20 protein-coding genes and 1 rRNA gene are annotated in these 24,620 nt (G+C 73.8%); 12 read left to right on the top strand and 9 right to left on the bottom strand.

Annotated features, from left to right (window positions below; translation table 11 throughout):
• Window positions 1-33 precede the first annotated feature (33 nt).
• Window positions 34-1,602, bottom strand: coding sequence for an MFS transporter (locus VM95_RS04790; RefSeq protein WP_425265283.1), 1,569 nt, complete (start codon window positions 1,600-1,602; stop codon window positions 34-36).
• Between the two features lie 168 nt (window positions 1,603-1,770).
• On the opposite strand from VM95_RS04790, the gene VM95_RS04785 reads away from it, so the two are divergent.
• From VM95_RS04785 to VM95_RS04775, 3 genes are all read left to right on the top strand, one after another.
• Window positions 1,771-2,496, top strand: coding sequence for a TetR/AcrR family transcriptional regulator (locus tag VM95_RS04785; RefSeq protein ID WP_045692764.1), 726 nt, complete (start codon window positions 1,771-1,773; stop codon window positions 2,494-2,496).
• A 35-nt stretch (window positions 2,497-2,531) separates the two neighbouring features.
• Entirely contained in the window at window positions 2,532-3,350 is an 819-nt protein-coding gene (locus tag VM95_RS04780; protein ID WP_078859607.1) for an enoyl-CoA hydratase/isomerase family protein, read from the top strand.
• A 157-nt stretch (window positions 3,351-3,507) separates the two neighbouring features.
• Window positions 3,508-4,125, top strand: coding sequence for a phosphatase PAP2 family protein (locus tag VM95_RS04775; protein ID WP_045692763.1), 618 nt, complete (start codon window positions 3,508-3,510; stop codon window positions 4,123-4,125).
• A 15-nt stretch (window positions 4,126-4,140) separates the two neighbouring features.
• Here the strand turns inward: VM95_RS04775 and VM95_RS04770 are convergent, their stop codons facing one another.
• Window positions 4,141-5,364, bottom strand: a complete 1,224-nt coding sequence (locus VM95_RS04770) for an acyl-CoA dehydrogenase family protein (protein WP_045692762.1) — start codon at window positions 5,362-5,364, stop codon at window positions 4,141-4,143.
• Window positions 5,365-5,508: 144 nt separating this feature from the next.
• Between VM95_RS04770 and VM95_RS04765 the strand changes: the two genes are divergently transcribed.
• Entirely contained in the window at window positions 5,509-6,147 is a 639-nt protein-coding gene (locus VM95_RS04765; protein WP_045692761.1) for a TetR/AcrR family transcriptional regulator, read from the top strand.
• A 139-nt stretch (window positions 6,148-6,286) separates the two neighbouring features.
• Window positions 6,287-7,738: a cellulase family glycosylhydrolase gene (locus tag VM95_RS04760; protein WP_045692760.1), complete on the top strand. Its 1,452-nt coding sequence runs from the start codon at window positions 6,287-6,289 to the stop codon at window positions 7,736-7,738.
• A gap of 3 nt (window positions 7,739-7,741) precedes the next feature.
• On the opposite strand, the gene VM95_RS04755 is transcribed toward VM95_RS04760, so the two are convergent.
• On the bottom strand, window positions 7,742-9,766 hold the full coding sequence (locus tag VM95_RS04755; protein ID WP_078859618.1) for a M3 family metallopeptidase: 2,025 nt from the start codon (window positions 9,764-9,766) through the stop codon (window positions 7,742-7,744).
• A gap of 237 nt (window positions 9,767-10,003) precedes the next feature.
• Between VM95_RS04755 and VM95_RS04750 the strand changes: the two genes are divergently transcribed.
• Complete coding sequence (locus VM95_RS04750; RefSeq protein ID WP_045692758.1) at window positions 10,004-11,716, top strand: bifunctional 3'-5' exonuclease/DNA polymerase; 1,713 nt, start codon at window positions 10,004-10,006, stop codon at window positions 11,714-11,716.
• On the opposite strand, the gene dhaM is transcribed toward VM95_RS04750, so the two are convergent.
• Window positions 11,717-12,112, bottom strand: coding sequence for a dihydroxyacetone kinase phosphoryl donor subunit DhaM (gene dhaM / locus VM95_RS04745; protein WP_045692757.1), 396 nt, complete (start codon window positions 12,110-12,112; stop codon window positions 11,717-11,719).
• A gap of 132 nt (window positions 12,113-12,244) precedes the next feature.
• Here dhaM and dhaK point away from each other — a divergent pair, with 132 nt between their 5' ends.
• The gene (dhaK, locus tag VM95_RS04740) at window positions 12,245-13,240 is read left to right on the top strand and encodes a dihydroxyacetone kinase subunit DhaK (RefSeq protein ID WP_045692756.1); all 996 of its coding nucleotides are present in this window, start codon (window positions 12,245-12,247) and stop codon (window positions 13,238-13,240) included.
• A gap of 12 nt (window positions 13,241-13,252) precedes the next feature.
• Entirely contained in the window at window positions 13,253-13,894 is a 642-nt protein-coding gene (dhaL, locus tag VM95_RS04735) for a dihydroxyacetone kinase subunit DhaL (RefSeq protein WP_045692755.1), read from the top strand.
• A gap of 104 nt (window positions 13,895-13,998) precedes the next feature.
• On the opposite strand, the gene VM95_RS04730 is transcribed toward dhaL, so the two are convergent.
• A complete protein-coding gene (locus tag VM95_RS04730) occupies window positions 13,999-15,168 on the bottom strand; it encodes a PP2C family protein-serine/threonine phosphatase (RefSeq protein WP_244178633.1) in 1,170 nt (389 codons plus the stop codon).
• A 137-nt stretch (window positions 15,169-15,305) separates the two neighbouring features.
• On the opposite strand from VM95_RS04730, the gene VM95_RS04725 reads away from it, so the two are divergent.
• A complete protein-coding gene (locus VM95_RS04725; RefSeq protein ID WP_045692754.1) occupies window positions 15,306-15,524 on the top strand; it encodes a heavy-metal-associated domain-containing protein in 219 nt (72 codons plus the stop codon).
• 72 nt (window positions 15,525-15,596) lie between these two features.
• Entirely contained in the window at window positions 15,597-17,861 is a 2,265-nt protein-coding gene (locus VM95_RS04720; protein ID WP_045692753.1) for a heavy metal translocating P-type ATPase, read from the top strand.
• 81 nt (window positions 17,862-17,942) lie between these two features.
• Here the strand turns inward: VM95_RS04720 and VM95_RS04715 are convergent, their stop codons facing one another.
• From VM95_RS04715 to recD2, 3 genes are all read right to left on the bottom strand, one after another.
• Window positions 17,943-18,662: an SDR family NAD(P)-dependent oxidoreductase gene (locus VM95_RS04715; RefSeq protein ID WP_045692752.1), complete on the bottom strand. Its 720-nt coding sequence runs from the start codon at window positions 18,660-18,662 to the stop codon at window positions 17,943-17,945.
• A 533-nt stretch (window positions 18,663-19,195) separates the two neighbouring features.
• Window positions 19,196-20,485, bottom strand: coding sequence for a citrate synthase (locus VM95_RS04710; RefSeq protein WP_045692751.1), 1,290 nt, complete (start codon window positions 20,483-20,485; stop codon window positions 19,196-19,198).
• Between the two features lie 225 nt (window positions 20,486-20,710).
• Window positions 20,711-22,945 carry an SF1B family DNA helicase RecD2 gene (gene recD2, locus VM95_RS04705; protein WP_045692750.1) on the bottom strand — a complete coding sequence of 745 codons (2,235 nt, stop codon included), beginning with the start codon at window positions 22,943-22,945 and terminating at the stop codon, window positions 20,711-20,713.
• A 192-nt stretch (window positions 22,946-23,137) separates the two neighbouring features.
• Here recD2 and VM95_RS04700 point away from each other — a divergent pair, with 192 nt between their 5' ends.
• Both VM95_RS04700 and VM95_RS04695 read left to right on the top strand, forming a co-directional pair.
• Window positions 23,138-23,932 carry a VOC family protein gene (locus VM95_RS04700; protein WP_045692749.1) on the top strand — a complete coding sequence of 265 codons (795 nt, stop codon included), beginning with the start codon at window positions 23,138-23,140 and terminating at the stop codon, window positions 23,930-23,932.
• A gap of 76 nt (window positions 23,933-24,008) precedes the next feature.
• Window positions 24,009-24,461, top strand: a complete 453-nt coding sequence (locus VM95_RS04695) for a GNAT family N-acetyltransferase (RefSeq protein WP_045692748.1) — start codon at window positions 24,009-24,011, stop codon at window positions 24,459-24,461.
• Between the two features lie 79 nt (window positions 24,462-24,540).
• Here the strand turns inward: VM95_RS04695 and rrf are convergent.
• Window positions 24,541-24,620 (bottom strand): 5S ribosomal RNA (rrf, locus tag VM95_RS04690); the annotation flags it as partial.

Here is a 24,620-nt window from a genome sequence, read left to right as displayed (position 1 = left end):
GCACGCTCCACCGCCCTCTCCCCCGGCGGCCGCTCAGGCCGCCCGCGCGCCGACCGCCGGCGCCGGCCGCACCGCCGCCGCCGGTTCCGCGCTCGCCACGGGCCCGTCCCCGTCCAGCAGCGCGCCGCCGACCGCCCGCAGCCGCCACACCAGCAGCACCACCAGCACCAGCACCCCGCCCGCGGCCAGGAACACCGTGTCCACCGCCTCGGTGAAGCTGCGCACCGCGTGCTCGTGCGCCTCCCCGGTGAGGGTGCGCACCGCGCCGAGCGGCAGCCCCGGTTCACCGGCCGCGAAGACCCGGGCCAGCACGCTGCCGAACAGCGCCGCGCCGAGCGCGTTGCCGAGGTTCTGGAAGAACCGGATGCCGGTGGTCGCGACGCCCAACTGGTGCTGGGGCGCGGCGTCCTGCACCACCGTGATCAGCTGGCCGATCAGCTGGCCCAACCCGGCGCCCAGCAGGGCGAGTTCGGCGAGCACCGCGACCAGCGGGGTGTCCGGCCCGCTGAGGCCGAGCAGCAGCATGGCGAGCGCCGCGCAGGCCGCGCCGGCCAGCAGGAAGACCCCCAGCGAGTGGCCCCGGGCGAGCAGCTTGCCGACCAGCAGGCCGGAGACGGTCATCCCGACCGCCATCGGGATCAGGTACAGGCTGGCCGTGGTCGGGGCGACGCCGCGGGCGACCTGCAGGTAGAGCATCACCTGGACGATCGAGCCGATCATGCCCATCCCGGTCAGGCCCTGGATCGCGAAGCCCAGCCGCACCGCGGGGATCCGGAACAGCGACAGCGGCAGCACCGGCTGGGCGGCGACGGCCTGGCGCCAGAGGAAGAGGCCGAACAGGGCCAGCGTGCCGGCGGCCAGCCCGAGGATCACCGGCGACGTCCAGCCGTAGTCCTTGCCGCCCCACTCGGTGACCAGCAGCAGGCCGACCGCGAAGGCGGCGGCCAGGGCCGCGCCGAGGAAGTCCAGGCCGCCGCGGCCGGCCGCCGTCGGCAGCTTGATCACCAGGGCGACGCCGACCAGCACCAGCACGCCGAGCGGCAGGTTGACGTAGAAGATCCAGCGCCAGCTGAGGTGGTCGGTGAGCAGCGCGCCGACCAGCGGGCCGACCGCCATGCCGATGCCGGCGATGATCCCGCCCATCGCGCTGCCCTTGCCCTTGCTGCCGGGGCCGGGCCCCTTGAACTGGGCGATGACGACCATGGTGACGCTCATCAGCCCGCCGCCGCCGATGCCCTGCAGAGCACGGAAGGCGATCAGCTGCTCCATCGACTGCGCCGCCCCGCAGAGCCCGGAGCCGAGCAGGAAGGTGGCGACCGCGCCCATCAGCACGCGCTTGGCGCCGTACATGTCGCAGAGCTTGCCGTAGAGCGGCAGCAGCGCGGTGGCGGCGAGGGCGAACGCGCTGATCAGCCAGGGCAGCCGGTCGACGCCGTGAACGGGGTCGAGGTCGCGGACGATCGGCACGGTGGCCGCCGACACGATGTTCATGTCCAGCACCGCCAGCACGATCGTGATCAGGCAGAGCAGCATGCCCAGCCTGCGCCGGACGGGTGTCATCAGCTCGGTCGCGCCGGGCTGTCCGAGGACGGCGGTCGTCATCTCAAGTCCCCCCATGGTCGGTGGAGTTCGCGCCGGGCCGGAGCGGCCGGCGGCACGTCCTCACCATGGCACGCCTTTTTGGACCGGGTCAACTCTTCTTCCCGACCAATCTTTGAGCCGAGCACATGCTTCTTCCCGGTCAACCTTTGAGCCTGGTACAGTCCCGGCATGGCGAAGCAATCCGGACTGGACCTCGGCCCCGACCGCATCCCCGACCTCGACGCGCTCCCGCTGCGTGAGCGCAAGAAGATCCAGACCGGCCTGCGGATCTTCCGCACCGCCATCCGGCTGTTCACCGAGCGGGACTTCGACCAGGTCTCGGTCGCCGAGATCGCGGCCGCCGCCGAGGTGTCCAAGATGACCGTCTTCAACTACTTCCCCAGCAAGGAAGACCTGGTCATGGGCCCGATGGAGCAGCACCTCGACGAGCCGGCCCGGGTGGTGCGCGAGCGCGCGCCGGGCACCTCGGCGGTGGTCGCGCTGCGCGAGCACTTCACGGCCGCGCTGGAGCGCTTCGACCCGGCCTCGGGGCTGAACGACGACGGGACCGTGCTCGACGTGGTCCGGCTGATCCACCGCACCCCGGCACTCGCCCTGCGCGCCACCCACGGCTACGACCGCGTCGCGTCGTCCCTGCTGGCCGCCGAACTGCTCGCCCAGGACCCGGCGCACGACGAGCTGACCGCCCGCGTCGCCACCGCCCAGCTGCTGTCCGCCCGGGTGGCGCTGATCACCGGGAACCACCGGCGGATGCTGGCCGGCGAGCGCGCCGCGGACGCCCTGCCCGCCGCGCTCGACGAGGCCCGCCGCGCCTTCGCCCTGCTCGAACACGGCCTCGGCGACTACTGCGCCGCCGTGGCCGCACCCGCGTCGGACGGCGCCGGCGCCGCCTGAGAGAGTGGGCGCACACGACCCTCCGGAGGTGCGCCATGGACCGGCCAGACCAGCCGCTGCTCGTACGGGACCGCTCCGCCGTGCCCGCCCGGGCGGAGGGCCTGAACGCCTACGTCGGCGCGGACGGCGTCGCGGTGCTGGAGTTCGCCCGCCCGCACCGCCGCAACGCGGTGACCCTGGCGATCTGGCGGGCGCTGCCCGAGGTGCTGAAGCAGCTCGCCGCGCACGAGGGCGTGCGCGCCCTGCTGCTGACCGGCGCCGGGAACACCTTCAGCGCGGGCGCGGACATCACCGAACTCGCCGACGTGTACGGCGATCCGGAGCACGCGGACGCCTACCACGCGATCAACGTCGCCGCCGAGGAGGCGCTGGCCGCCTTCCCGCACCCGACGATCGCCGTGGTGCACGGCGCCTGCGTGGGCGGCGGCTGCCAGTTGGCCGTCGCCTGCGACCTGCGGTTCGTCGCCGAGGACGCCCGGCTGGGGATCACCCCGGCCAAGCTCGGCGTGGTCTACCCGGCGGTGCCGACCCTGCGGTTGGCCCGGCTGATCGGCCCGGCCCGGGCCAAGTACCTGCTGTTCTCCGGGGAGTTGGTGCGCGGCCGGGACGCGCTGCCGCTGGGCCTGGCCGAACGCGTCCTGCCGGCCGCCGAACTGGACGCCGCCGCGCTGGAGTTCGCCCGGCTGCTGACCGCCCGCTCGACGCAGACCATCGGCGCGGTGAAGGCCGCGCTCGCCGTCCCGGCCGAGCGGGCGGCCGAGGCGCTGGCCCCGTGGGAGCGCCGCTCCCGCGAGGACGGCGACGTGCGCGAGGGCCTGGCCGCCTTCCTGGAGGGCCGCCCACCCCGGTTCTGAACCGCCACCGATGCCCGACCGCGGCTCCGAACCGCCGACTCCGAGCCGCGGCGGTGCCCGACCGCGGCTCCGAGCCGCCGCCGATTCTGAAACTCCGCCCCAGGAAAATACGATCGTCCGACAAGGATCGATCCACACCGCCTGGAGCACACCGCCGATGACCACCGAGCCCACGACGGCCGAGTCCCGGACCGCCGCCACCCCCCGGACGGTCTGGGCCCGGCGGATCACCGACGGCGTCGAGCCGAAGAACGTGATCATCGCGGTCTGCCTGCTGATGGGCGCCGTCCGCTACGGCTGGGCGGGCCTGGCCTGGGCCGCCTTCGCCGCGCTGTTCGCGGCCGTCGTTCCGACCCTGTTCATCCAGCGCGGCATCCGCAAGGGCACCCTCGAGGACCGCCACGTCGGCCACCGGCAGCGCCGGCTGACCGTCATCCCGTTCATCATGGGCTCGGTCGCCGTCAGCTTCACGGTGATGATCCTGGCCCACGCCCCCGCCGACCTGACGGCGATGGTGGCGGCGATGTTCGCCTCGCTGATCCCGATCCTGGTGATCACCGTCTGGTGGAAGGTCTCGGTGCACACCGCCGTCGCCGGCGGCGCGGTGGTCTGCCTGGGCATCGCGCTCGGCCCGCTGTGGCTGCTGCTCTACCCGGGCGTCGCGCTGATCGGCTGGTCCCGCGTGGTGCTGCGGGACCACACCACCGCGCAGACGATCGTCGGCGCGGCGGTGGGCGCGCTCACCGCCGGGCTCACCTTCTGGCTGGCCCGCTAGCACTCACGGGGGCGTTCAGCGGATCGGCTTCCCCGAGATCGCCCGGGCGATGACCAGCCGCTGGATCTCGCTGGTCCCCTCGAACACGGTGTAGATCGCGCTGTCCCGGTGCATCCGCTCCACCGGGTACTCCCGGGTGAAGCCGTTGCCGCCGAGGAGCTGCATCGCCTGGGTGGTGACGAACCTGGCAGTCTCGCCCGCGTACAGCTTGGACATCGAGCCCTCGGCGGCGGTGAACGGCTGGTTGTTGGCCGCCATCCAGGACGCCCGCCACACCAGCAGCCGGGCCGCGTCGATCCGGGTCTTCATGTCGGCGAGCTGGAAGGCCACGCCCTGGTTCTCGATGATCGCCCGGCCGAACTGCTCCCGGGTGGTCGCGTAGTCCAGCGCCACCTCGTACGCGGCCCGGGCGACGCCGACCGCCTGCGCGCCGACCGCCGGGCGGGAGGCCTCGAAGGTGGCCATCGCCGCGTTGCCGCGGCCGCTGCGGCGCACGCCCTCGCGGGCCCGCGCCAGCCGCTCGTCCAGCTTCTCCTTGCCGCCGAGCAGGCAGCTGCCGGGCAGCCGGACGCCGTCCAGCACCACCTCGGCGGTGTGCGAGGCGCGGATGCCGTGCTTCTTGAACTTCTGGCCCTGGCTCAGCCCGGGGGTGCCCGGCGGCACCACGAAGGAGGCGTGCCCGCGCGCGCCCAGCTCCGGGTCGACGGAGGCGACCACCACGTGCACGTCGGCGATGCCGCCGTTGGTGACCCAGGTCTTGGTGCCGTTCAGCACCCACTCGTCCTTGGCCCCGTCGTACACCGCCCGGGTGCGCATCGAGGCGACGTCGGAGCCCGCGTCCGGTTCGGAGGCGCAGAAGGCGCCCAGCTTGACGTCGTCCGGCGTGCCGAACATCTGCGGGGTCCAGGTGCCGATCTGCTCGTCGGTGCCGTTGGCGAGCACCGCGACGGCGCCCAATGTGGTGCCGACGATGGCCAGGCCGATGCCCGCGTCGCCCCAGAACAGCTCCTCCATGGCGATCGGGATGCCGACGCCGGAGGGGTCGAAGTACTGCTGGGCGTAGAACTCCAGCGAGTAGACGCCCAGTTTGGCGGCCTCCTGGATGATCGGCCAGGGGGTCTCCTCGCGCTCGTCCCACTCGGCCGCGGCCGGGCGGACCACGTCGGCGGCGAAGCCGTGCAGCCAGTCGCGTACGGCGAGCTGGTCCGCGCCCGGGTCCAGCGAGAACGTGCTGCTCATGGTGCTTGCCTCCGAGGAAGGGGTACGGCCGACCAGGGTGTTACCTCCGGTAACATCGTCGGAGTCTGCTACTTGTTGGTAACCGGTGTCAACGCCCAGGCCGGTGTCAACCCCCGGACCGACCCCGACTCCCAGGAGAAGCGCATGTCCCGAGAGCCCAGACGCGAGCAACTGCTCAACGCCGCCGACCGGGTCATCCAGCGCGACGGGCCGGGCGCCAGCATGAACGCCATCGCCGCCGAGGCCGGCATCACCAAGCCGATCCTCTACCGGCACTTCGGCGACCGGAACGGCCTGATCAGCGCGCTCACCGAGCGCCACACCGGCGGCCTGCTCGCCGCCGTCCGGGCCGCCCTCGCCGAACCGCTGGAGCGCCGCGACCGGGTCGAGCACGTCCTGGACACCTACCTGGCCGGCATCGAGGCCCGCCCCCAGGTCTACCGGCTGCTCACCCACCCCGAACCGGGCGACCCCACCGGCGCGGGCAACGCGCTCGCCCCCGCGCTCAAGCAGATCGCCGAGGAGATCACCCGGGCCGTCCAGGGCCAGATCGACCTCGGCGCCGACCGCGACCTGCTCGCCGAGGCCTGGGGCCGGGGCATCACCGGCATGGTGCTGGCCGCCGGGGACTGGTGGCTGGAGAGCCGGCCCTGCTCGCGCACCCGCATGGTGCAGGCGCTGGCCGACCTGCTCTGGGGGCGCCTGGCCGCCGCCGCCGACCTGCCCACCGCCGTCCTGCCCACCATCCCGGTCGAGCCCGAGGCCGAGCCGGACGCCGGCTGAACCCCGCTGCCGGACTCCCCTGCCGAACTCCCCTACCGAACTTCCGCTGCCCAACTCCCCGTAGGCGCACGCCCCTTGTGCCGCGACCGGCGCCGGGGGCATCATCGGGCCCCCGTCCCCCGCCGTGCGAGGTCCCCCGATGCGCCTGCGCCGCACCGCCGTCGCCCTGCTGCTCGCCGCCACCGCTACGCTGACCGCCACCCCGGCCTCCGCCCACGGCGAGGCCCACGGCGGCGCCCCCGACCGCTTCCCCACCGGGACGGCCACCGCCCCGGACGGCCGCACCGCCCTCACCGACGCCCGGGGCCGGCACCTCCGGTTGCGCGGCTTCAACCTCGACAAGTACGCCGAGGCCACCGAGGCCGACCTCGCCTCCATCGCCGCACAGGGCTTCACCCTCGTCCGGCTGCCCGTCTCCTGGACCAGGCTGGAGCCCGAGCGCGGCCGCCTCGACCCCGCCGAACTGCACCGGCTGCAAGGCCTCCTCGACCGGGCCGACCGCGCGGGCCTGCTCGTCCTGGTCGACCTCCACCAGGACGTCTACGGGCCGAAGTTCGGCGGCGGCACGAACGGCATCCCGGTCTGGGCCACCCGCGACGACGGACTGCCCTTCACCCCCGACCCGGACGACTGGTTCGCGGGCTACTTCCAGCCCGCCGTCCAGGCCGCCTTCCGCCACCTCTACGACGACACCGACCTGCGCGCCTGGCAGGCCGACTTCTACACCCGGCTCGCCCGCGAACTGCGCGGCCACCGCTCGCTGCTGGGCTACGACCTGTTCAACGAGCCGTTCGGCCCGGTGGACGGCGACCCGACCGACCCGGCCGTGCTCGCCGCCGCCTCCGCCGCCCTGGAGAGCGGCCGGCTCGCCGACATGTACCGCCGGCTGATCGCCGCCGTCCGCCGGGCCGACACCCGCGCCTGGCTGTTCGTCGAACCGACCGTCCTGGTCGGCCAGGGCGTACCGACGCGGCTGCCCGGCTTCACCGACCCGCGCCCCGGCGCGCCCCGGCTCGGCTACGCCCCGCACTTCTACGACACCGCCGTGGAGAACGGCGCCGACTGGGACGGGGCGGACGGCTTCGTCGAGCAGTACACGGCCGCGATCACCGCCTACCCGGCCGCCCACCGGCTGCCCGTCCTGGTCGGCGAGTGGGGCCCGCCGAACTCCCGCACACCCGGCAACCGGGAGCTGGTCCGCCGCCAGGTCGCCGCGATGGACGGCTTCGCCGAGGGCTGGACGATGTGGTACTGGTGCCGGGGCGACGGCGGCTACTGCGCGCTGGACCGGGCCGGGAACCCCGCCCCCGGCGACGAGCCCGCCTTCGGCCCGTACCCGGCGGCCGTCGCCGGCACCGGCGTGCGCACGGACGGCTCCACCGTCCGCTGGAGCGCCGACGGCACCGGGCGCGACAGCGAACTCGTCCTGCCGCCTTCCGCGTTCCCACGCGGCGCCCGGGCCGCCGTCACCCCGGCCGACGCCCGGGTCGAGGTCGACCAGCCCGCGCCCGGGCGGGCGGGAACGGTGCTGATCCGGCTCCCGCACGCCCGCCCGGGCACCCCGGTCACGGTGACGCTCACCCCCGGATGAGGATCATGCGAGCCCCCGCCTGGCCAGCAGCGGCGCGGTGTCCGGCGCCCGGCCGACCATCGCGCGGAAGGACTCCAGCGGGTCCCGGCTGAACCCGCGCGCCAGCAGCTCGCGCCGGAACAGCTCGCCGCTCTCCCGCACCGACCGGCCGTTGGTCTCGAACCACCGCACGGTGTCGGCGTCCAGCACCTCGGACCAGATGTACGCGTAGTACGCCGCGCTGTAGCCGCTGGAGAAGACGTGCTGGAAGTACGCCGTCCGGTAGCGCGGCGGGATCGCCGGCACCGCCAGCCCGACGTCGGCGAGCGCCCGCGCCTCGAACTCCTCGGCGTCCGCGACCTCCTGGCCCTGCGACACGGTGTGCCAGGCCCAGTCCAGCAGCGTGGCCGCCAGGTACTCCACCGTCCGGAAGCCCTGCCCGAAGCCCTCGGCCGCCGCCATCCGCTCGACCAGCTCGGCCGGCAGCGGCTCCCCGGTCTCGTGGTGGCGCGCGTAGTTGGCCAGCACCTCGGGCCGGACCATCCACATCTCGTTGACCTGCGACGGGAACTCGACGAAGTCCCGGGGCACCGAGGTGCCCGCGAACAGCGGGTACTCGACGTCCGAGAACAGCCCGTGCAGCGCGTGCCCGAACTCGTGGAACAGCGTGCGCACCTCGTCCCAGGTCAGCAGCACCGGCTCGCCGGGCGCCGGGCGCGGGATGTTGAGGTTGTTCAGCACCACCGGCCGCCGCCCGGTCATCCGGGACTGGGTGACCAGCGAGTCCATCCACGCCCCGCCGCGCTTGGACGCCCGGGCGTGGAAGTCGCCGATGAACAGGCCCAGCGCGGTGCCGTCCTCCTCGAACACCTCGAAGACCCGGGCGTCCGGGTGGTGCGCGGTGAGGTCCGGCCGCTCGGTGAACTCCAGGCCGTACGCGAGCTTCGCGGCGAAGAACACGCCGTCGCGCAGCACCCGCTCCAGCTCGAAGTACGGGCGCAGCACCGCCGCGTCCACCTGGTAGGAGGCCTGCCGGACCTTCTCCGAGTAGTACGCCCAGTCGTGCGCGGCGATCTCCTCGACCCCGTCCGCGGCCGCCACGCCGGCCAGCTCCTCGGCCTCCCGGCGGGCGTTCGCCACGGCCGGCTCCACCAGGCGGCGCAGCAGCCCGTCCACGGCCTCGACGGTGCCGGCCGTCTCGTCCGCCACCACGTACGCGGCGTGGCTCGGGTGGCCCAGCAGCGCGGCCCGCTCGGCGCGCAGCGCGGCCATCCGGATCGCCAGCGGGCCGTTGGTGTCGCCGGCCCGGCCGAGCGAGGCGGCGAGCAGCCGCTCGCGCACCGACCGGTCGGTCAGCTGGGCGAGTTCGGGCTGGGTGGAGGTGTTCTTCAGGCTCAGCACGTACTTGCCGTCGTGCCCGAGCACCCGGGCGTTCTCGGCGGCGCCGGCGATCGCGCCCTCGGACAGCCCGGCCAGCTCCTCGGCGGAGTCGAGCACGAGGGCGGCGGCGCGGGTGGCGGCGTTCACGTTCTGCTGGAAGGTCGTGCCGAGCACGGCGAGTTCGGCGTTCAGCTCGCGCAGCCGGGCCTGCTCGGCCTCGCCCAGCCGGGCGCCGGAGCGGACGAAGTCGTCGTAGCGGCGCTGCAGCAGCCGCTGCGACTCCGCGTCCAGGCCGAGGTCGGCGCGGGCCTCGTACAGCGCCTCGATCCGCTCGAACAGCCGGCGGTCGAGGTGGATCGCGTCGTGGTGGGCGGCCAGCAGCGGGCTGACCTTCGCGTCCACCTCGTCCAGCAGGTCGGTGGTGTCGGAGCACGCCTGGTTGTCGAACACCACGCGCACCCGCCGCAGCAGTTCGCCGGAACGCTCCAGCGCCAGCAGGGTGTTGTCGAAGGTCGGCACGCTCCGGGTGTCGGTGATCGCCTCGATCTCGGCCAACTGCTCGGCCATCCCGCGCTCGAAGGCGGGCAGGTAGTGCTCCTCGCGGATCTCGGCGAAGGGCGGCAGTTCGTAGGCCAGCCGGCTGGCCTCGAAGAACGGGTTCTCGGTCATTTCGCCGACCATACGCGCCGTCACCCACCCTGCCCATACGTTTTGGACGCGCGGCGCCGCGGACGCCCGGGGCCGGGGCTTGCCGGGATTGTCGTACCCACCCGCTAACGTCGACGCCGCGCGCCGGCACGACCCCGCGCACCCGCACCGCACACCCGCAGCACACCCCGCCGCACCCCCGCAGCACCGCACACCCGCAGCACCGCACCCCGCCCACCGGAGAGGAGGCGCCCGCCCGTGGCCCCCAGAACCGCCCTCGCGCCCGACCCGCACGGCCCCGGCGGCCGCCTCCAGCCGCTGGACGACGCCGGCACGCCGCTCGGCCCGCCCGAGGCCGTCCCCGACCTCGCCGCCGCCGTCGCCGCCCGGGAGGCCGCCGACCGCCCGCGCTGGGTCTGGGCCGCCGCCGACAGCGCGTACGCCCCGCTGCTGCCCCGGCTGCCCGACCGGCTCGCCCGCTGCCACGACCTGCGGCTGGTCGAGCCCCTGCTGCTGGCGCACGAGGGCCGCTTCGGCGCGCCCCGCTCGCTCGGCGCCGCGTGGTCCCGGCTGCGCGGCCTGCCCGTGCCGGACGACCTGCCCGAGCCCGGCCTGGCCGACGCCGACGACGGGCAGGACACCCTGTTCGCCCCCGACCGGCTGCAACTGCCGCCCGGCGCCGACCCGCTGACGGCCGTGGTCGCCGTGCACGCCGAGCAGCAGCGCCGGATCGCCGCGATCGCCGACCCGGCCGCCCGGCAGCGGTTCCGGCTGCTCGCGGCCGCCGAGTCGGCCGGCGCGCTGGTCGCCGCCGAGATCGCGCACGACGGCCTGCCCTGGCGCACCGACGTCCACGACCGGCTGCTCACCGAGCTGCTCGGCCCGCGCCCGACCGTCCCCGGCGCCCAGCCGAGGCGGCTCGCCGAGCTCGCCGTCGAGCTCCAGCACGCCCTCGGCGCCAAGCCGTTCAACCCCGACTCGCACACCCAGGTGCTGCGCGCCTTCGCCGAGGCCGGCATCCAGCTCGGCTCCACCCGCTCCTGGGAGCTCAAGGGCATCGACCACCCGGCCGCCGCGCTGCTGATCCGCTACAAGGAGCTCGCCCGGATCCACGTCGCGCACGGCTGGGCCTGGCAGGACGCCTGGGCCCGCGGCGGCCGCTTCCGGCCCGAGTACGTGGTCGGCGGCGTGGTCTCAGGCCGCTGGGCCAGCCGCGGCGGCGGCGCCCTGCAGATCCCGCGCATCCTGCGCCGCGCCGTCGTCGCCGACCCGGGCTGGCTGCTGGTCGTCGCCGACGCCGCCCAACTGGAGCCGCGCGTCCTCGCCGCGCTCTCCCAGGACGCCGGGCTGGCCCGCACCGCCGCCGGCGGCGACCTGTACGAGGCGCTGGCCGTCACCGCCTTCCAGGGCGACCGCGACAAGGCCAAGCTCGGCCTGCTCGGCGCCATGTACGGGCAGACCAGCGGCGACATCGGCCCGCTGCTGAACACCCTGCGCCGCCGCTACCCGGCCGCGATGGGCTACGTCGAGGCCGCCGCCCGCACCGGCGAGGACGGCGGCACGGTCGCCTCCCGGCTCGGCCGGGTCTGCCCGCCCGCCACCGCCGCCTTCCTCGACCTCACCGAGGCCGACACGTCGGGCGAGGCCGGCGGCCGCACCGCCCGCGCCCGGGGGCGCTTCACCCGCAACTACGTCATCCAGGCCAGCGCCGCCGACTGGGCGCTCGCCCTGCTCGCCGCGCTGCGCCGCCGCCTCCACGACCTGCCCGCGGCCGGCCCGGCGGACCGCCCGCACCTGGTGTTCTTCCAGCACGACGAGGTGATGGTGCACACCCCGGCCAACCTCGCCGACGAGGTCGCCGCCGCCGTCGCCGAGGCCGCCGAGGAGGCCCGGCGGCTGGTCTTCGGCGACACCCCGGTGCGGTTCCCGCTCAGCACGGCGGTGGTGGATTGCTACGCGGACGCGAAGTAGCTACGGCAGCTTGCGGAAGGTCCGCGCGTCCTCGGCCGCCGCGACCACCTCGGCCAGGCCCGCCCCGGTCGAGGCGGTGACGGCGGCCGCCACCGCGCCCTCCACGAACGGCGCGTCCACCAGCCGCACGCCCGGCCGCGGCTCGTCCTCCAGCACCGTCACGGCGGTCAGCACCGAGCTGCCCAGGTCCGGCAGCACGACCACGCCCGCCCCGCCGTCCGCCTCCGCGATCGCACCGGCGATCAGCTCGTAGCTGGTGCCGAGCCCGCCGTCCTCCGTCCCCGCCGCGACCACCACCCGCACGCCGTCCGAGGCGAGTTCGCCGAGCAGCTCGCGCAGCCCGGCCGCCAGCGCGGCACTGTGCGACACCAGAACAATCCCCACGTGTTCGCTCATGCCGGCGACCCTACGGCCGAACGCGCTGCTCCGGGAGAGTGACCGGAAACCCGCGTGTCGCACCCCGTGCCCAGCACCCCCGTCTGGCGTAGCGTCGGGTCCAGCAGCCGTCTGCCGAGGGAGCGAAGCGTCGTGAAGAAGCTGATCAACACCCCGGAGAGCGTCCTGGAGGACGCGCTGGCCGGAGTGGCCGCCGCCCACCCCGAGTTGACGGTGGACATCCCCAACCGGGTGATCACCCGCGCCGCCCGCCCGGCCGGTCCCAAGGTCGCGCTGATCTCCGGCGGCGGCTCCGGCCACGAGCCGCTGCACGGCGGCTTCGTCGGCACCGGCATGCTCGACGCCGCCTGCCCCGGCGAGGTGTTCACCTCACCCGTCCCGGACCAGATGCTGGCCGCCGCCAAGGCCGTCGAGAACGGCGCCGGGGTCGTCTTCATCGTGAAGAACTACACCGGCGACGTGATGAACTTCGAGCTGGCCGCCGAACTCGCCGCCGAGGAGGGCCTGGAGGTCCGCACCGTCCTGGTCAACGACGACGTCGCGGTCGAGGACTCCACCTGGACGGCCGGCCGCCGCGGCACCGGCGCCACCGTCCTGGTCGAGAAGACGGCCGGCGCGCTGGCCGAACGCGGCGCCGGCCTGGACGAGGTGGCCGCCCTGGGCGAACGGGTCAACGCCGCCTCCCGCTCCTTCGCGATCGCCCTCGGCGCGGCCACCGTCCCGGCCGCCGGCAAACCCGGCTTCGACCTGCCCGAGGACGAGATCGAGGTCGGCGTCGGCATCCACGGCGAGCCCGGCCGCCGCCGCGAGAAGCTGCGCCCGGCCCGCGACCTCGCCGCCGAGGTCGTCGAGACCGTCCTCGCCGATCACCACCTCACCCCGGGCGACGAGGTGATCGCCCTGCTCAACGGCCTCGGCGCGACGCCGCTGCTGGAGCTGTACGTGGTCTACGGCGAGGTCGCCGCCCGGCTCGCCGCCCACGGCATCACCGTCGCCCGCAGCCTGGTCGGCAACTACGTGACCAGCCTCGACATGGCCGGCTTCTCCCTCACGCTCACCAAGGCCGACACCCAACTGCTCGAACTCTGGGACGCCCCGGCCGACACCCCCGCCCTCAAGCGGGCCTGAGGAGGACCCGGCATGGACTTCGACCCGCAGCTGTTCGACTCCTCGCTCGCCGAAGCCTGGATCCGCGCGATCGCCGCCGCCGTCGAGAAGGAACGGGCCCGGCTCACCGAGCTCGACTCCGCGATCGGCGACGGCGACCACGGCAGCAACCTCCAGCGCGGCTTCGCCGCCGTCCTCACCGCCCTGGAGGGCCTCCGACCGACCGACCCCGGCGCCGTCCTCACCAAGGCCGGCACCACCCTCGTCTCCAAGGTCGGCGGCGCCTCCGGCCCGCTCTACGGCAAGGCCTTCCGCGCCATCGGCGCCGCCCTCCCCGGGCCCGCCGGCCCGGCCGCCCTCGCCGACGCCCTGGCCGCCGGCCTGGACGCCGTCCGCGCCCTCGGCAAGGCCGAACCCGGGGACAAGACCATCGTCGACGCCTGGACCCCGGCCGTTGCCGCCCTGCGCGACGCGGCCGCCGCCGGCGCCACCCTCCCCGAAGCCGCCGCGGCCGCGGCCGACGCCGCCGACCGGGGCGCCCGCGACACCGTCCCCCTCCAGGCCCGGAAGGGCCGCGCCTCCTACCTCGGCGAACGCAGCATCGGCCACCAGGACCCGGGCGCCACCTCCACCGCCCTCCTCTTCCGCGCCCTCGCCGACGTCACCGCCGCCTGAGGCCCTCCTTCCGGCGTTCCCCGGGCCCCGAAAGGGGCGCGGGGAACGCCGCGAGGCGGAAACCCCCGCCCGCACCCGGCCTCCCACCTCGCTCCCCCTCGATCTCAATCCGACCGCGTGATCAACAACAGCAACGCGTCGTCCTTCAGCGCCCCACCCGTGTGCGCCAGCAGATCCGCGTACACCCGCCCCACCGCCGTCTCCAGCTCCCCCGCCGACCGCGCCGCCCCCCGGACCAGCGGTCCGACCCGCTCGGCGAGCGGGTAGAACTCCCCGCTCTTGCGGTGCCGCGCCTCGATCACCCCGTCCGTGCAGAGCACCAGCACGTCGTCCGCCCCGAACGGCTGCCCCCAACTGCTCGGCTCCCCCACCGTGAGCCGCCCGAGCCCCAGCGGCACCCACGGGTCCGGCGCGTCCAGCACGTGCGCCCGCCCGTCCCCGTCGACGCGGATCGGCGGCACGTGCCCGTACTGCAGCAGTTCGATCTCCCCGGGCGCCCGGAACTCCGCGAACAGCGCGGTGGTGAACTCCCCGTCCGGCACGTGCCGTTCGACGCTGGCCTCGATCCGCGCCGCGACGCCCCGCAGCCCGGCCTCGTCGTACGCGGCCTCGCGGAACGCGCCCAGCACCACGGCGGCGGTCTGCACGGCCGCGAGCCCCTTGCCCCGGACGTCCCCGACCGCGACCCGGGTCCCGTGCGGCGTCTCCAGCACCGAGTAGAGGTCGCCGCCGATCCGTGAGGCGTCCGCCGCCGACACGTACCGGACGGCCAGGCGCAGCGGTCCGACGACCGGCCCGGGCAACCGCAGCAGGGCCCGCTGGGCGGCTTCGGCGACGGAGCTGACCGCGGCGAAGGCGGCCGCCCGCCGCATCCGGATCCTGGCGACCCAGGCCGAGAAGAGCGTGAGGACGACGTAGCTGACGATCGCACCGTAGAGGAAGCGCTCGTCGTTGATGTTGTCGACGCCGTCGTACACGCTGAGCCCGTAGACGGCGAAGATCCCGAGCGAGCAGATGCCGAGCAGTTCACCGGGCTTGAGGGTGAGCGCGGCGATCGCCGGGACGACGGTCATCAGCGGTGCGAGGTAACGGTCCTTTCCGGTGAGGAAGTCCGCGAGTGCGACGAGCAGGACGGCGACCAGCGCCGGGGTGGCGCGCCGCCAGAACGGCACGTCCTGGAGGTCGGCGGCCAGCAGGGCGTCGTGCTGTCGGCCCGGCGGAAGCCCGGCGGCGGTGAGCGTCGAGGGGGACTGGGCGCGGCGGATCGGGAACACATATCGAACATAAGGGACGATCTCGACGCCCACCCATCCGCCCACCCCGCGCGGCCATACCCCGTGGGGGTATGGTGTCACCGAGGTCGGAGACGACAGTTCACCGAGACCACCGCTACCGCCCCCAGGAGGCCCCGATGTCCAGCACCATCACCTACACCGTGTCCGGCATGAGCTGCGGCCACTGCGAGAAGGCGATCAGCTCCGAGCTCTCCGCCCTGGACGGCGTCACCGGCGTCTCGGCCGACTCCGCCGCCGGCACCGTGACGGTCTCCTCGCTCGCCCCGCTCACGGACGAGCAGATCGCCGCCGCGATCGACGAGGCCGGCTACGAGCTGGTCGGCCGCAGCGCCTGAGCCCCGAGGTGCGGCCGGGCCCGGTCCGAACCACCGGCCCGGCCGCACACCCTCAGCAAGGAGCACACCCGCATGACCACCTCAGCCCCCGACGTCGAGGCCGGCGGCCTGGTCGAGCTGTCGATCGGGGGGATGACCTGCGCCTCCTGCGCCGCCCGGATCGAGAAGAAGCTCAATCGGATGGACGGCGTCGAGGCGACCGTCAACTTCGCCACCGAGAAGGCCCGGGTGGAGTACGGCCCCGGCGTCACGGTCGAGGACCTGATCGCCACGGTGGAGCGGACCGGCTACACCGCCGAACCCCCGCCGCCCCCGGCCGAGCCCGCACCGGAGACCGCCGTCGCCGAGGAGCCCGGCCCCCTGCCCGACCCCCTGCGCGAGCGGCTGCTGACCAGCGCCGCGCTGAGCCTCCCGGTGGTCCTGCTCTCCATGGTCCCGGCCCTGCAGTTCGACAACTGGCAGTGGCTGGCCTTCGCGCTCACCGGCCCGGTCGTCGTCCACGGCGGCCTGCCGTTCCACCGGGCCGCCTGGACCAACCTCAAGCACGGCGCCGCGACCATGGACACCCTGGTCTCGCTCGGCACCCTGGCCGCCTTCGGCTGGTCCTGCTGGGCGCTGTTCCTCGGCCACGCCGGCCGGCCGGGGACGCACCACGGCTCCCCCCTCTCGATCGGCGCCACCGACCCCTCCTCCAGCCTCTACCTGGAGACGGCCGCCGCCGTCACCGTGCTGATCCTGCTCGGCCGGTTCCTGGAGGCCCGCTCCAAACGCCGGGCCGGCGCCGCCCTGCACGCCCTGCTGGACCTCGGCGCCAGGGACGTGGCGGTGCTGCGCGGCGGCCGCGAGGTCCGCGTGCCGGTGGCCGGGCTCGCCGTGGGGATGCGCTTCGTGGTGCGGCCGGGCGAGAAGATCGCCACCGACGGCACCGTGGTCGAGGGCGGCTCCGCGATCGACGCCTCGATGCTGACCGGCGAGTCCGTGCCGGTCGAGGTCGGGGTCGGCGACGCCGTCACCGGCGCCACCGTCAACGCCGGCGGCCGGTTGGTCGTCGAGGCGACCCGGGTCGGCGCGGACACCCGGCTGGCCCGGATGGCCAAGCTCGTCGAGGACGCGCAGAACGGCAAGGCCGCCGCCCAGCGCCTCGCCGACCGGATCTCCGCCGTCTTCGTCCCGGTGGTCATCCTGATCGCGCTGACCACCCTGGTGGCCTGGCTGCTGGTCTCCGACAGCCCGACCGAGGCGTTCACCGCCGCCGTCGCCGTGCTGATCATCGCCTGCCCGTGCGCCCTCGGCCTGGCCACCCCGACCGCCCTCATGGTCGGCACCGGCCGCGGCGCCCAGCTCGGCATCCTGATCAAGGGCCCGGAGGTACTGGAGACCACCCGAGCCGTCGACACCGTCGTCCTGGACAAGACCGGCACCGTCACCACCGGCCGGATGACCCTGCTCGCCGTGCACACCGCCGAGGGCGTCACCGAGGCCGAGGCGCTGCGCCTGGCCGGCGCCCTGGAGCACGCCTCCGAGCACCCGATCGGCGCCGCGATCGCCGCGGCGGCCGCGGACCGGACCGGGGCGCTGCCGCCGGTCGACCGGTTCCGGAACCTCCCCGGCCGGGGCGTGCAGGGGGTCGTCGAGGGCCGCGAGGTGGTCGCCGGACGCGAGGCCCTGCTCGCCGACCGCGCCCAGCACCTGCCGCCCGCCCTGGCCCGCGCGGCGGCCGCCGCCGAGGCGGCCGGGCGCACCGCGATCACGGTCGGCTGGGACGGCGAGGCCCGCGCCGTCCTGGAGGTCGCCGACGCGGTCCGGCCGACCAGCGTCGAGGCGATCGCCGGGCTGCGCGCGCTGGGCCTGACCCCGGTGCTGCTGACCGGCGACAACCGGGCGGTGGCCGAGGCCGTGGCCGCCGAGGTCGGCATCGAGCCGCAGCACGTGATCGCCGAGGTGCTGCCCGAGGACAAGGTCGCGACGGTCGAGCGGCTGCAGGCCGAGGGCAGGGTCGTCGCGATGGTCGGCGACGGCGTCAACGACGCGGCCGCGCTCGCCCGGGCCGACCTGGGCCTGGCGATGGGCACCGGTACGGACGCCGCCATCGAGGCCGGCGACCTCACCCTGGTCCGCGGCGACCTGCGCGCCGCCGCGGATGCCATCCGGCTCTCCCGCCGCACCCTGGGCACCATCAGGGGCAACCTGTGCTGGGCCTTCGGCTACAACGCGGCGGCGATCCCGCTGGCGGCGGCCGGACTGCTCAACCCGATGATCGCGGGCGCCGCGATGGCCTTCTCCTCGGTCTTCGTGCTCACCAACAGCCTCCGGCTGCGCCGCTTCCAGCCGTCCTGAGCGGCCGCCCCGAGCACGCGCGAAGGGCCCCGGACCGGTCGACCGGTCCGGGGCCCTTCCGCAGGCCCGTGGAAGCGCGCCTCAACGCCCCAGCAGCTCGCCGCCGTTGCAGTGCAGGATCTCGCCGGTGATGAACCCGGCCTCGGGCGAGGCGAGGAAGTGCACAGCGGCCGCGACCTCCCCGGTCTCGCCGATCCGGCCGAGCAGCGTGCGCGCCGCCCGGCGGGCCACCTCGGCCTCGTCCAGCCGGGGCCCGAAGAACTCGGTGCCGCTGACCGTCCCCGGCGCGACGATGTTGGCGGTGATGCCCGAGGTGCCCAACTGGGCGGCCAGGAAGTGGTTCCAGGCGTGCAGCGAGGCCTTCGCGGCACCGTACGAGCCGGCCCCGCGCAGCGCGGCGATGGAGCTGATGGTGACGACCCGGCCGGAGCCCACGGTGAGCCGGTCGCGGATCGACTCGGTGAGCAGCACCACGGTCAGCACGTTGCGCTCGAAGTCTCCGCGCCAGCGGGCGAGCAGGGCGTGCGGCCCGCCGCCGATCACGGTCTCCCGGCTGCCGGCGTTGTTCACCAGCACGTCGATCCGCTCGGGCAGTTCACGCAGCGCGTCCTCGACGGCGTCCGGGTCGGCGAGGTCGCAGACCAGCGGGGTGACGCCCGGGCCGAGGTCGGCCGCGGCCTTCTCCAGGACCGCCCGGCGGCGGCCCACGATCACGACCTGTTCGCCGGCCTCGGCGAACCGTCGCGCGACTTCGTACCCGATTCCCGTACCACCGCCGGTGACGACGACGTTCCTGGCCATCTGCGCACTCCCTCCCCAGTTCCGCCGACGCGCTACGAGGGTGCGCGACGGTCCGTACCGGAATGCCACGATTCCTATCACGCTCGGTTGCCGTGACTGCGGGGAGGGTGACGTCGGGCGCGGGGGAAGGTGTGGTATGGGCCCGGTACGACGCGCACACGGAGCGTGGCGAGAGGCAGCTCACACCCCCCGGGCGTAACTTCTCGCACCCTGATACGTCTTAGGTTGGTAGTGCGGCAGTTTTCCGGCGGGCCGGGACGACGAACGGCAACGCGTCCCGATCGGTTCCACCGGCTGCCGCCGACGGGGCTCCGGCGGGCCCCGGGACGGTCGTCGTTCTCGACGGCCTTCGCGCACGGCACCGGGCTGCCGGCGGGCCGGGGACGCTTTGAGCGGCCGTCCCCGGCTGCGGCCGGCCCCGGAGTCGTGCGCCGTACGGCCGCGTCCCCGCGTGGGCCCTTTGGCCCCACTCGCGCGGGAACGCACAGGGGCCCGGCCACGCGTTCTGCGGCCGGGCCCCTGCGGTTTTCAGGTCAGCGCTGGTCGAGCGCGACGTAGTCGCGGATCGCGACGCCGGTGTAGATCTGGCGCGGGCGGCCGATCCGGCTGGTCGGGTCGTTGATCATCTCGTGCCAGTGGGCGATCCAGCCCGGCAGCCGGCCGAGGGCGAACAGCACGGTGAACATGCTGGTCGGGAAGCCCATGGCGCGGTAGATCAGGCCGGTGTAGAAGTCCACGTTCGGGTACAGCTTGCGCGAGATGAAGAAGTCGTCCTTGAGGGCGTGCTCCTCCAGCTTGAGCGCGATCTCCAGCAGCTCGTCGTTCTTGCCGAGCTGGCCGAGGACCTCGTGCGCGAGCTGCTTGACCTGCGCGGCGCGCGGGTCGAAGGCCTTGTAGACGCGGTGGCCGAAGCCCATCAGCTTGACGCCGGCTTCCTTGTTCTTCACCTTCGTGATGAACGCGTCGACATCGCCGCCGTCCTTCTTGATGCTCTCCAGCATCTCCAGGACGGCCTGGTTGGCGCCACCGTGCAGCGGGCCCCACAGGGCCGAGATGCCGGCCGAGATGGACGCGAACAGGTTGGCGTGGCTGGAGCCGACCAGGCGCACGGTGGAGGTCGAGCAGTTCTGCTCGTGGTCCGCGTGCAGGATGAGCAGCTTGTCCAGCGCGTTGACGACGACCGGGTTGAGCTCGTAGTCCTCGGCGGGGACGGCGAAGGTCATCCGCAGGAAGTTCTCGACGTAGCTCAGGTCGTTGCGCGGGTAGACGAAGGGCTGGCCCATCGCCTTCTTGTACGCGTACGCGGCGATCGTCGGCAGCTTGGCCAGCAGGCGGACGGTCGACAGGTGGCGCTGGTCCGCGTCGAACGGGTTGTGGCTCTCCGGGTAGAACGTGGAGAGCGCGCCGACCACCGAGGACAGCATGGCCATCGGGTGGGCGTCCCGCGGGAAGCCCTGGAAGAAGCGCTTGACGTCCTCGTGCAGCAGGGTGTGCTGGGTGATCTCGCGGTTGAACTGCTCCAGCTGGCCCGCGTCGGGCAGCTCGCCGTTGATCAGGAGGTACGCGGTCTCGATGAAGCCGCCCTGCGAGGCGAGCTGCTCGATCGGGTAGCCGCGGTACCGCAGGATGCCGTTGTCGCCGTCCACGAAGGTGATCGCGGACTTGTAGGCGGCGGTGTTGCCGAAGCCGTTGTCCAGGGTGACCAGGCCGGTCTGCGGGAGCAGCTTCGAGATGTCGAAGCCGGCGTTGCCCGCAGTGCTCTCGACGACGGGGTACTCGTACTCGCCGTCCTGGTACCGCAGTACTACCGAGTTGTCGCTCACGTCTTCCTCACCGACGAAATGAATCCTCTTCCAAGGTGCCCTGACTGTCTCTACCATCCCCCATCCGGAGGACAGTCGCGCACCCGGGGTGGCCCGATAGGGCCCGCCCCTACAAAACCTATTGCCGTTGCCGGTACGAACCGGACAAGATCGGCACCACCCTAGGCTCTGCCGTAAATCTCTTCACGTCAAGAGAACATTAGAGGCAACGATCCGGTTGGATAATCATCCAGTCGCCAGCCTATGATCGAGGGCCGCATGCCTCCGACCAGCACTGACGGCCCGCACGGCCTGCGCGATCGCCTTCCGTGACCCGACCAGCACGACGAGTTTCCTGGCCCTGGTCACGGCGGTGTAGAGCAGATTCCGCTGGAGCATCGTCCAAGCGGACATCGTGACCGGAATCACCACGACCGGGTACTCGCTGCCCTGCGAGCGGTGGATGGTCACCGCGTACGCGTGCGCCAGCTCGTCCAGCTCGTCGAAGTCGTACCCCACCTCCTCGTCCTCGTCGGTCAGCACCGTCAGGCGCTGGTCGTCCGCGCTGAGGGCGGTCACCACACCCACTGTGCCGTTGAAGACGCCGTTGCGCCCCTTGTCGTAGTTGTTGCGGACCTGGGTGACCTTGTCCCCCACCCGGAACGTACGGCCGCCGAAACGGCGTTCGGCCAGCCCCTCCCGGGCCGGCGTCACCGCCGCCTGCAACAGCGTGTTCAGGTTCCCCGCCCCGGCCGGGCCCCGGTGCATCGGCGCCAGCACCTGCACGTCCCGGCGCGGGTCGAAGCCGAACTTCTGCGGGATCCGCCGCGCCACCACGTCCACCGTCAGCCCGGCCGCCCGCTCGGCGTCGTCCTCCGCGAACAGGAAGAAGTCCGCCAGACCGTCCGTCAGCGGCGGCTTCCCCTCGTTGATCCGGTGCGCGTTCGTCACCACCCCCGACTGCTGGGCCTGCCGGAAGATCCGGGTCAGCCGCACCGAGGGGATCGGCCCGCCCTCCGCCAGCAGGTCCCGCAGCACCTCGCCGGCCCCCACCGAGGGCAGCTGGTCCACGTCCCCCACGAACAGCAGGTGGGCACCCGGCGGCACCGCCTTGACCAGCTTGTTCGCCAGGATCAGGTCCAGCATCGAGGCCTCGTCCACCACCACCAGGTCGGCGTCCAGCGGCCGGTCCCGGTCGTACGCGGCGTCCCCGCCCGGCTTCAGCTCCAGCAGCCGGTGCACCGTCGAGGCCTCCGCCCCGGTCAGCTCCGCCAGCCGCTTCGCCGCCCGCCCGGTCGGCGCCGCCAGCACCACCTTCGCCCGCTTCGCCAGAGCCAGCGTCACGATCGACTTCACCGTGAACGACTTGCCGCAGCCCGGCCCCCCGGTCAGCACCGCGACCTTCTCGGTCAACGCCAGCCGCACCGACTGCTCCTGTTCCGGCGCCAGCTGGGCCCCGGTCCGCTTCGCCAGCCACTCCAGCGCCACCGGCCAGTCCACGGTCCCGAACCACGGCATCCGGTCGGTGTCCGAACGCAGCAGCCGCAGCAGCTGGTTGGCCAGCGAGATCTCCGCCCGGTGGAACGGCACCAGGTAGACCGCCGTGATCGGCTCGCCGCCCTCCCCCGGCACCGACTCGCGCACCACGCCCTCCGCCGCCACCAGTTCGGCCAGGCAGTCGATCACCAGCCCGACGTCCACCTGCAGCAACTTCACGCCGTCCGCGATCAGCCGCTCCTCCGGCAGGTAGCAGTGCCCCTGGTCGCTGCTCTGCGAGAGCGCGTACTGCAGCCCGGCCTTCACCCGCTCCGGGCTGTCGTGCGGGATCCCCACCGCCTGCGCGATCCGGTCCGCCGTCAGGAAGCCGATGCCCCACACGTCCGAGGCCAGCTTGTACGGCTCGTTCCTCACCACCCCGATCGAGGCGTCGCCGTACTGCTTGTAGATCCGCACGGCCAACGAGGTCGACACCCCGACCCCCTGCAGGAAGACCATCACCTCCTTGATGGCCTTCTGCTCCTCCCAGGCCGCCGCGATCTTCTTCGTCCGCTTCGGCCCCAGACCCGGCACCTCGATCAGCCGGCCCGGCTCGTTCTCGATCACCTCCAGCGTGTCCACCCCGAACCGCTCCACGATCCGCTCGGCGAACCGCGGCCCGATCCCCTTGATCAGCCCCGAGCCCAGGTACCGCTGGATGCCCTGCACGGTGGCCGGCAGCACCGTCGTGTAGTTCTCCACCGTGAACTGCCGCCCGTACTGCGGGTGCGAGCCCCACCGCCCGTGCAGCCGCAGCGACTCCCCGACCTGCGCCCCCAGCAGCGCCCCCACCACCGTCAGCAGGTCGTTCCCGCCCCGGCCGGTGTCCACCCGGGCCACCGTGTAGCCGGTCTCCTCGTTGGCGTACGTGATCCGCTCCAGCACGCCCTCGACCTGCGCGAGCTGGAGCGGAGCCTGCTGCCCCGACTGCGCCTTCCTGCTCACCGGAGCCCCCTTCGACCGGTTCGGGTGGACCTATCCGGTACGCACCGTACCGCTCCGCGCCGACAGCGCCCGAAGCCGCCGGAACGGCCCGCGGACCCGCCGTGCACCACCCCCACCGAGGTGCCAGGCTGAGGAGGACGAGGGGGCCGTCGACCGCGCCCGCCCGGGCCCGTCCGAGGAAGCAGCACCGCCATGCTCACCACCGCCTACCGCCCCGGCGCCCCCGTCTGGCTGGAGCTGAGCAGCCCCGACACCCGGGCCTCCGCCGACTTCTACACCGCCCTGTTCGGCTGGACCTTCGACTCGGCCGGCCCCGAGGCCGGCGGCTACGGCTTCTTCAAGCTCGACGGCCGGACGGTCGCCGCCCTCGGCCCGCTCCCTGAGGAGGGCACCCTGCCGAGCTGGACGGTGTACTTCGCCACCCTCGACGCCGACCGCACCACCGGACTCGTCGACCAGGCCGGCGGCCGCGTCCGGTTCACCCCCTTCGACGTCTTCACCGCGGGCCGGATGGCCGGCTACACCGACCCCACCGGCGCCGACTTCGCCGTCTGGCAGCCGCACGACACCCGCGGCCTGGGCGTCGTCACCCAACCCGGCAGCCTCTGCTGGACGGAGTGCCACAGCATCGACGCCGAACGCGCCAAGTCCTTCTACCGGGCGGTCTTCGGCTGGCAGGAGCGGGACGTCCCGATCGGCGAAGCGCTCCTCTACACCGTCCTCACCCCGGCCGGCGGCGGCACCGACGACGCCCACGGCGGCCTCGTGCAGCTCGACCCCCGGCACACCGCGCGCGGCACCTCCTCGCACTGGCTGCCCTACTTCGAGGTCCCCGACGCCGACGCGGCCCTCGCCACCGCCGAGAAGCTCGGCGCCACCGTCAGCCTCCCCGCCACGGACGTCCACGGCGTCGGCCGGCTCGCCCGGCTCCTCGACCGGCACCGCGCGCCCTTCGCCGTCATCACCAGTACCGGGAGCGGGGAGTGACGGGCCGTTCGTCCCCGAGAAGGGGCTGGAAGGCCCCCTGAACGAGCGACGGGCGGGCGACTAGACTCCCGATGCCATGAGCGACCTCACGATCCGCCAGGCCACCGTCGCCGACCTGCCCGCCATAGTGGCCATGCTCGCCGACGACCCTCTGGGCGCCACCCGCGAGACCCCCGGCGACCCCGCCCCCTACCGGGCCGCCTTCGCGCGCATCGACGCCGACCCGAACCAGCACCTGGTCGTCGCCGAACGCGCCGGCCGCGTCGTCGGCACCCTGCAGCTCACCCTGATCCCCGGCCTCTCCCGCAAGGGCGCCAGCCGCACCCTCATCGAGGCCGTCCGCATCCACGCCGACGAGCGCGGCAGCGGCCTCGGCACCGAACTGATCCAGTGGGCCGTCCGCTGCTCCCGCAACCTCGGCGCCGCGATCGTCCAGCTCACCTCCGACGCGACCCGCGCCGACGCGCACCGCTTCTACGAGCGCCTCGGTTTCGAGCCGTCGCACGTCGGCTTCAAGCTGATGCTCTGACAACCACCCGCCGGCACCCGCGTGCCGGAAACGCGAAAAGGCCCACCCGGAAACCCGGGCGGGCCTTTTCTGAAGAATTGTTCGGCGGCGTCCTACTCTCCCACAGGGTCCCCCCTGCAGTACCATCGGCGCTGTGAGGCTTAGCTTCCGGGTTCGGAA

The sequence above is a fragment of the Streptomyces rubellomurinus genome (assembly GCF_000961885.1).
In the GTDB taxonomy this organism is placed as follows: Bacteria; Actinomycetota; Actinomycetes; order Streptomycetales; family Streptomycetaceae; genus Kitasatospora; species Kitasatospora rubellomurina.
The sequence above is the reverse complement of the archived record's forward strand: the minus strand, read 5'-3'. Positions and strand labels throughout refer to the sequence as shown.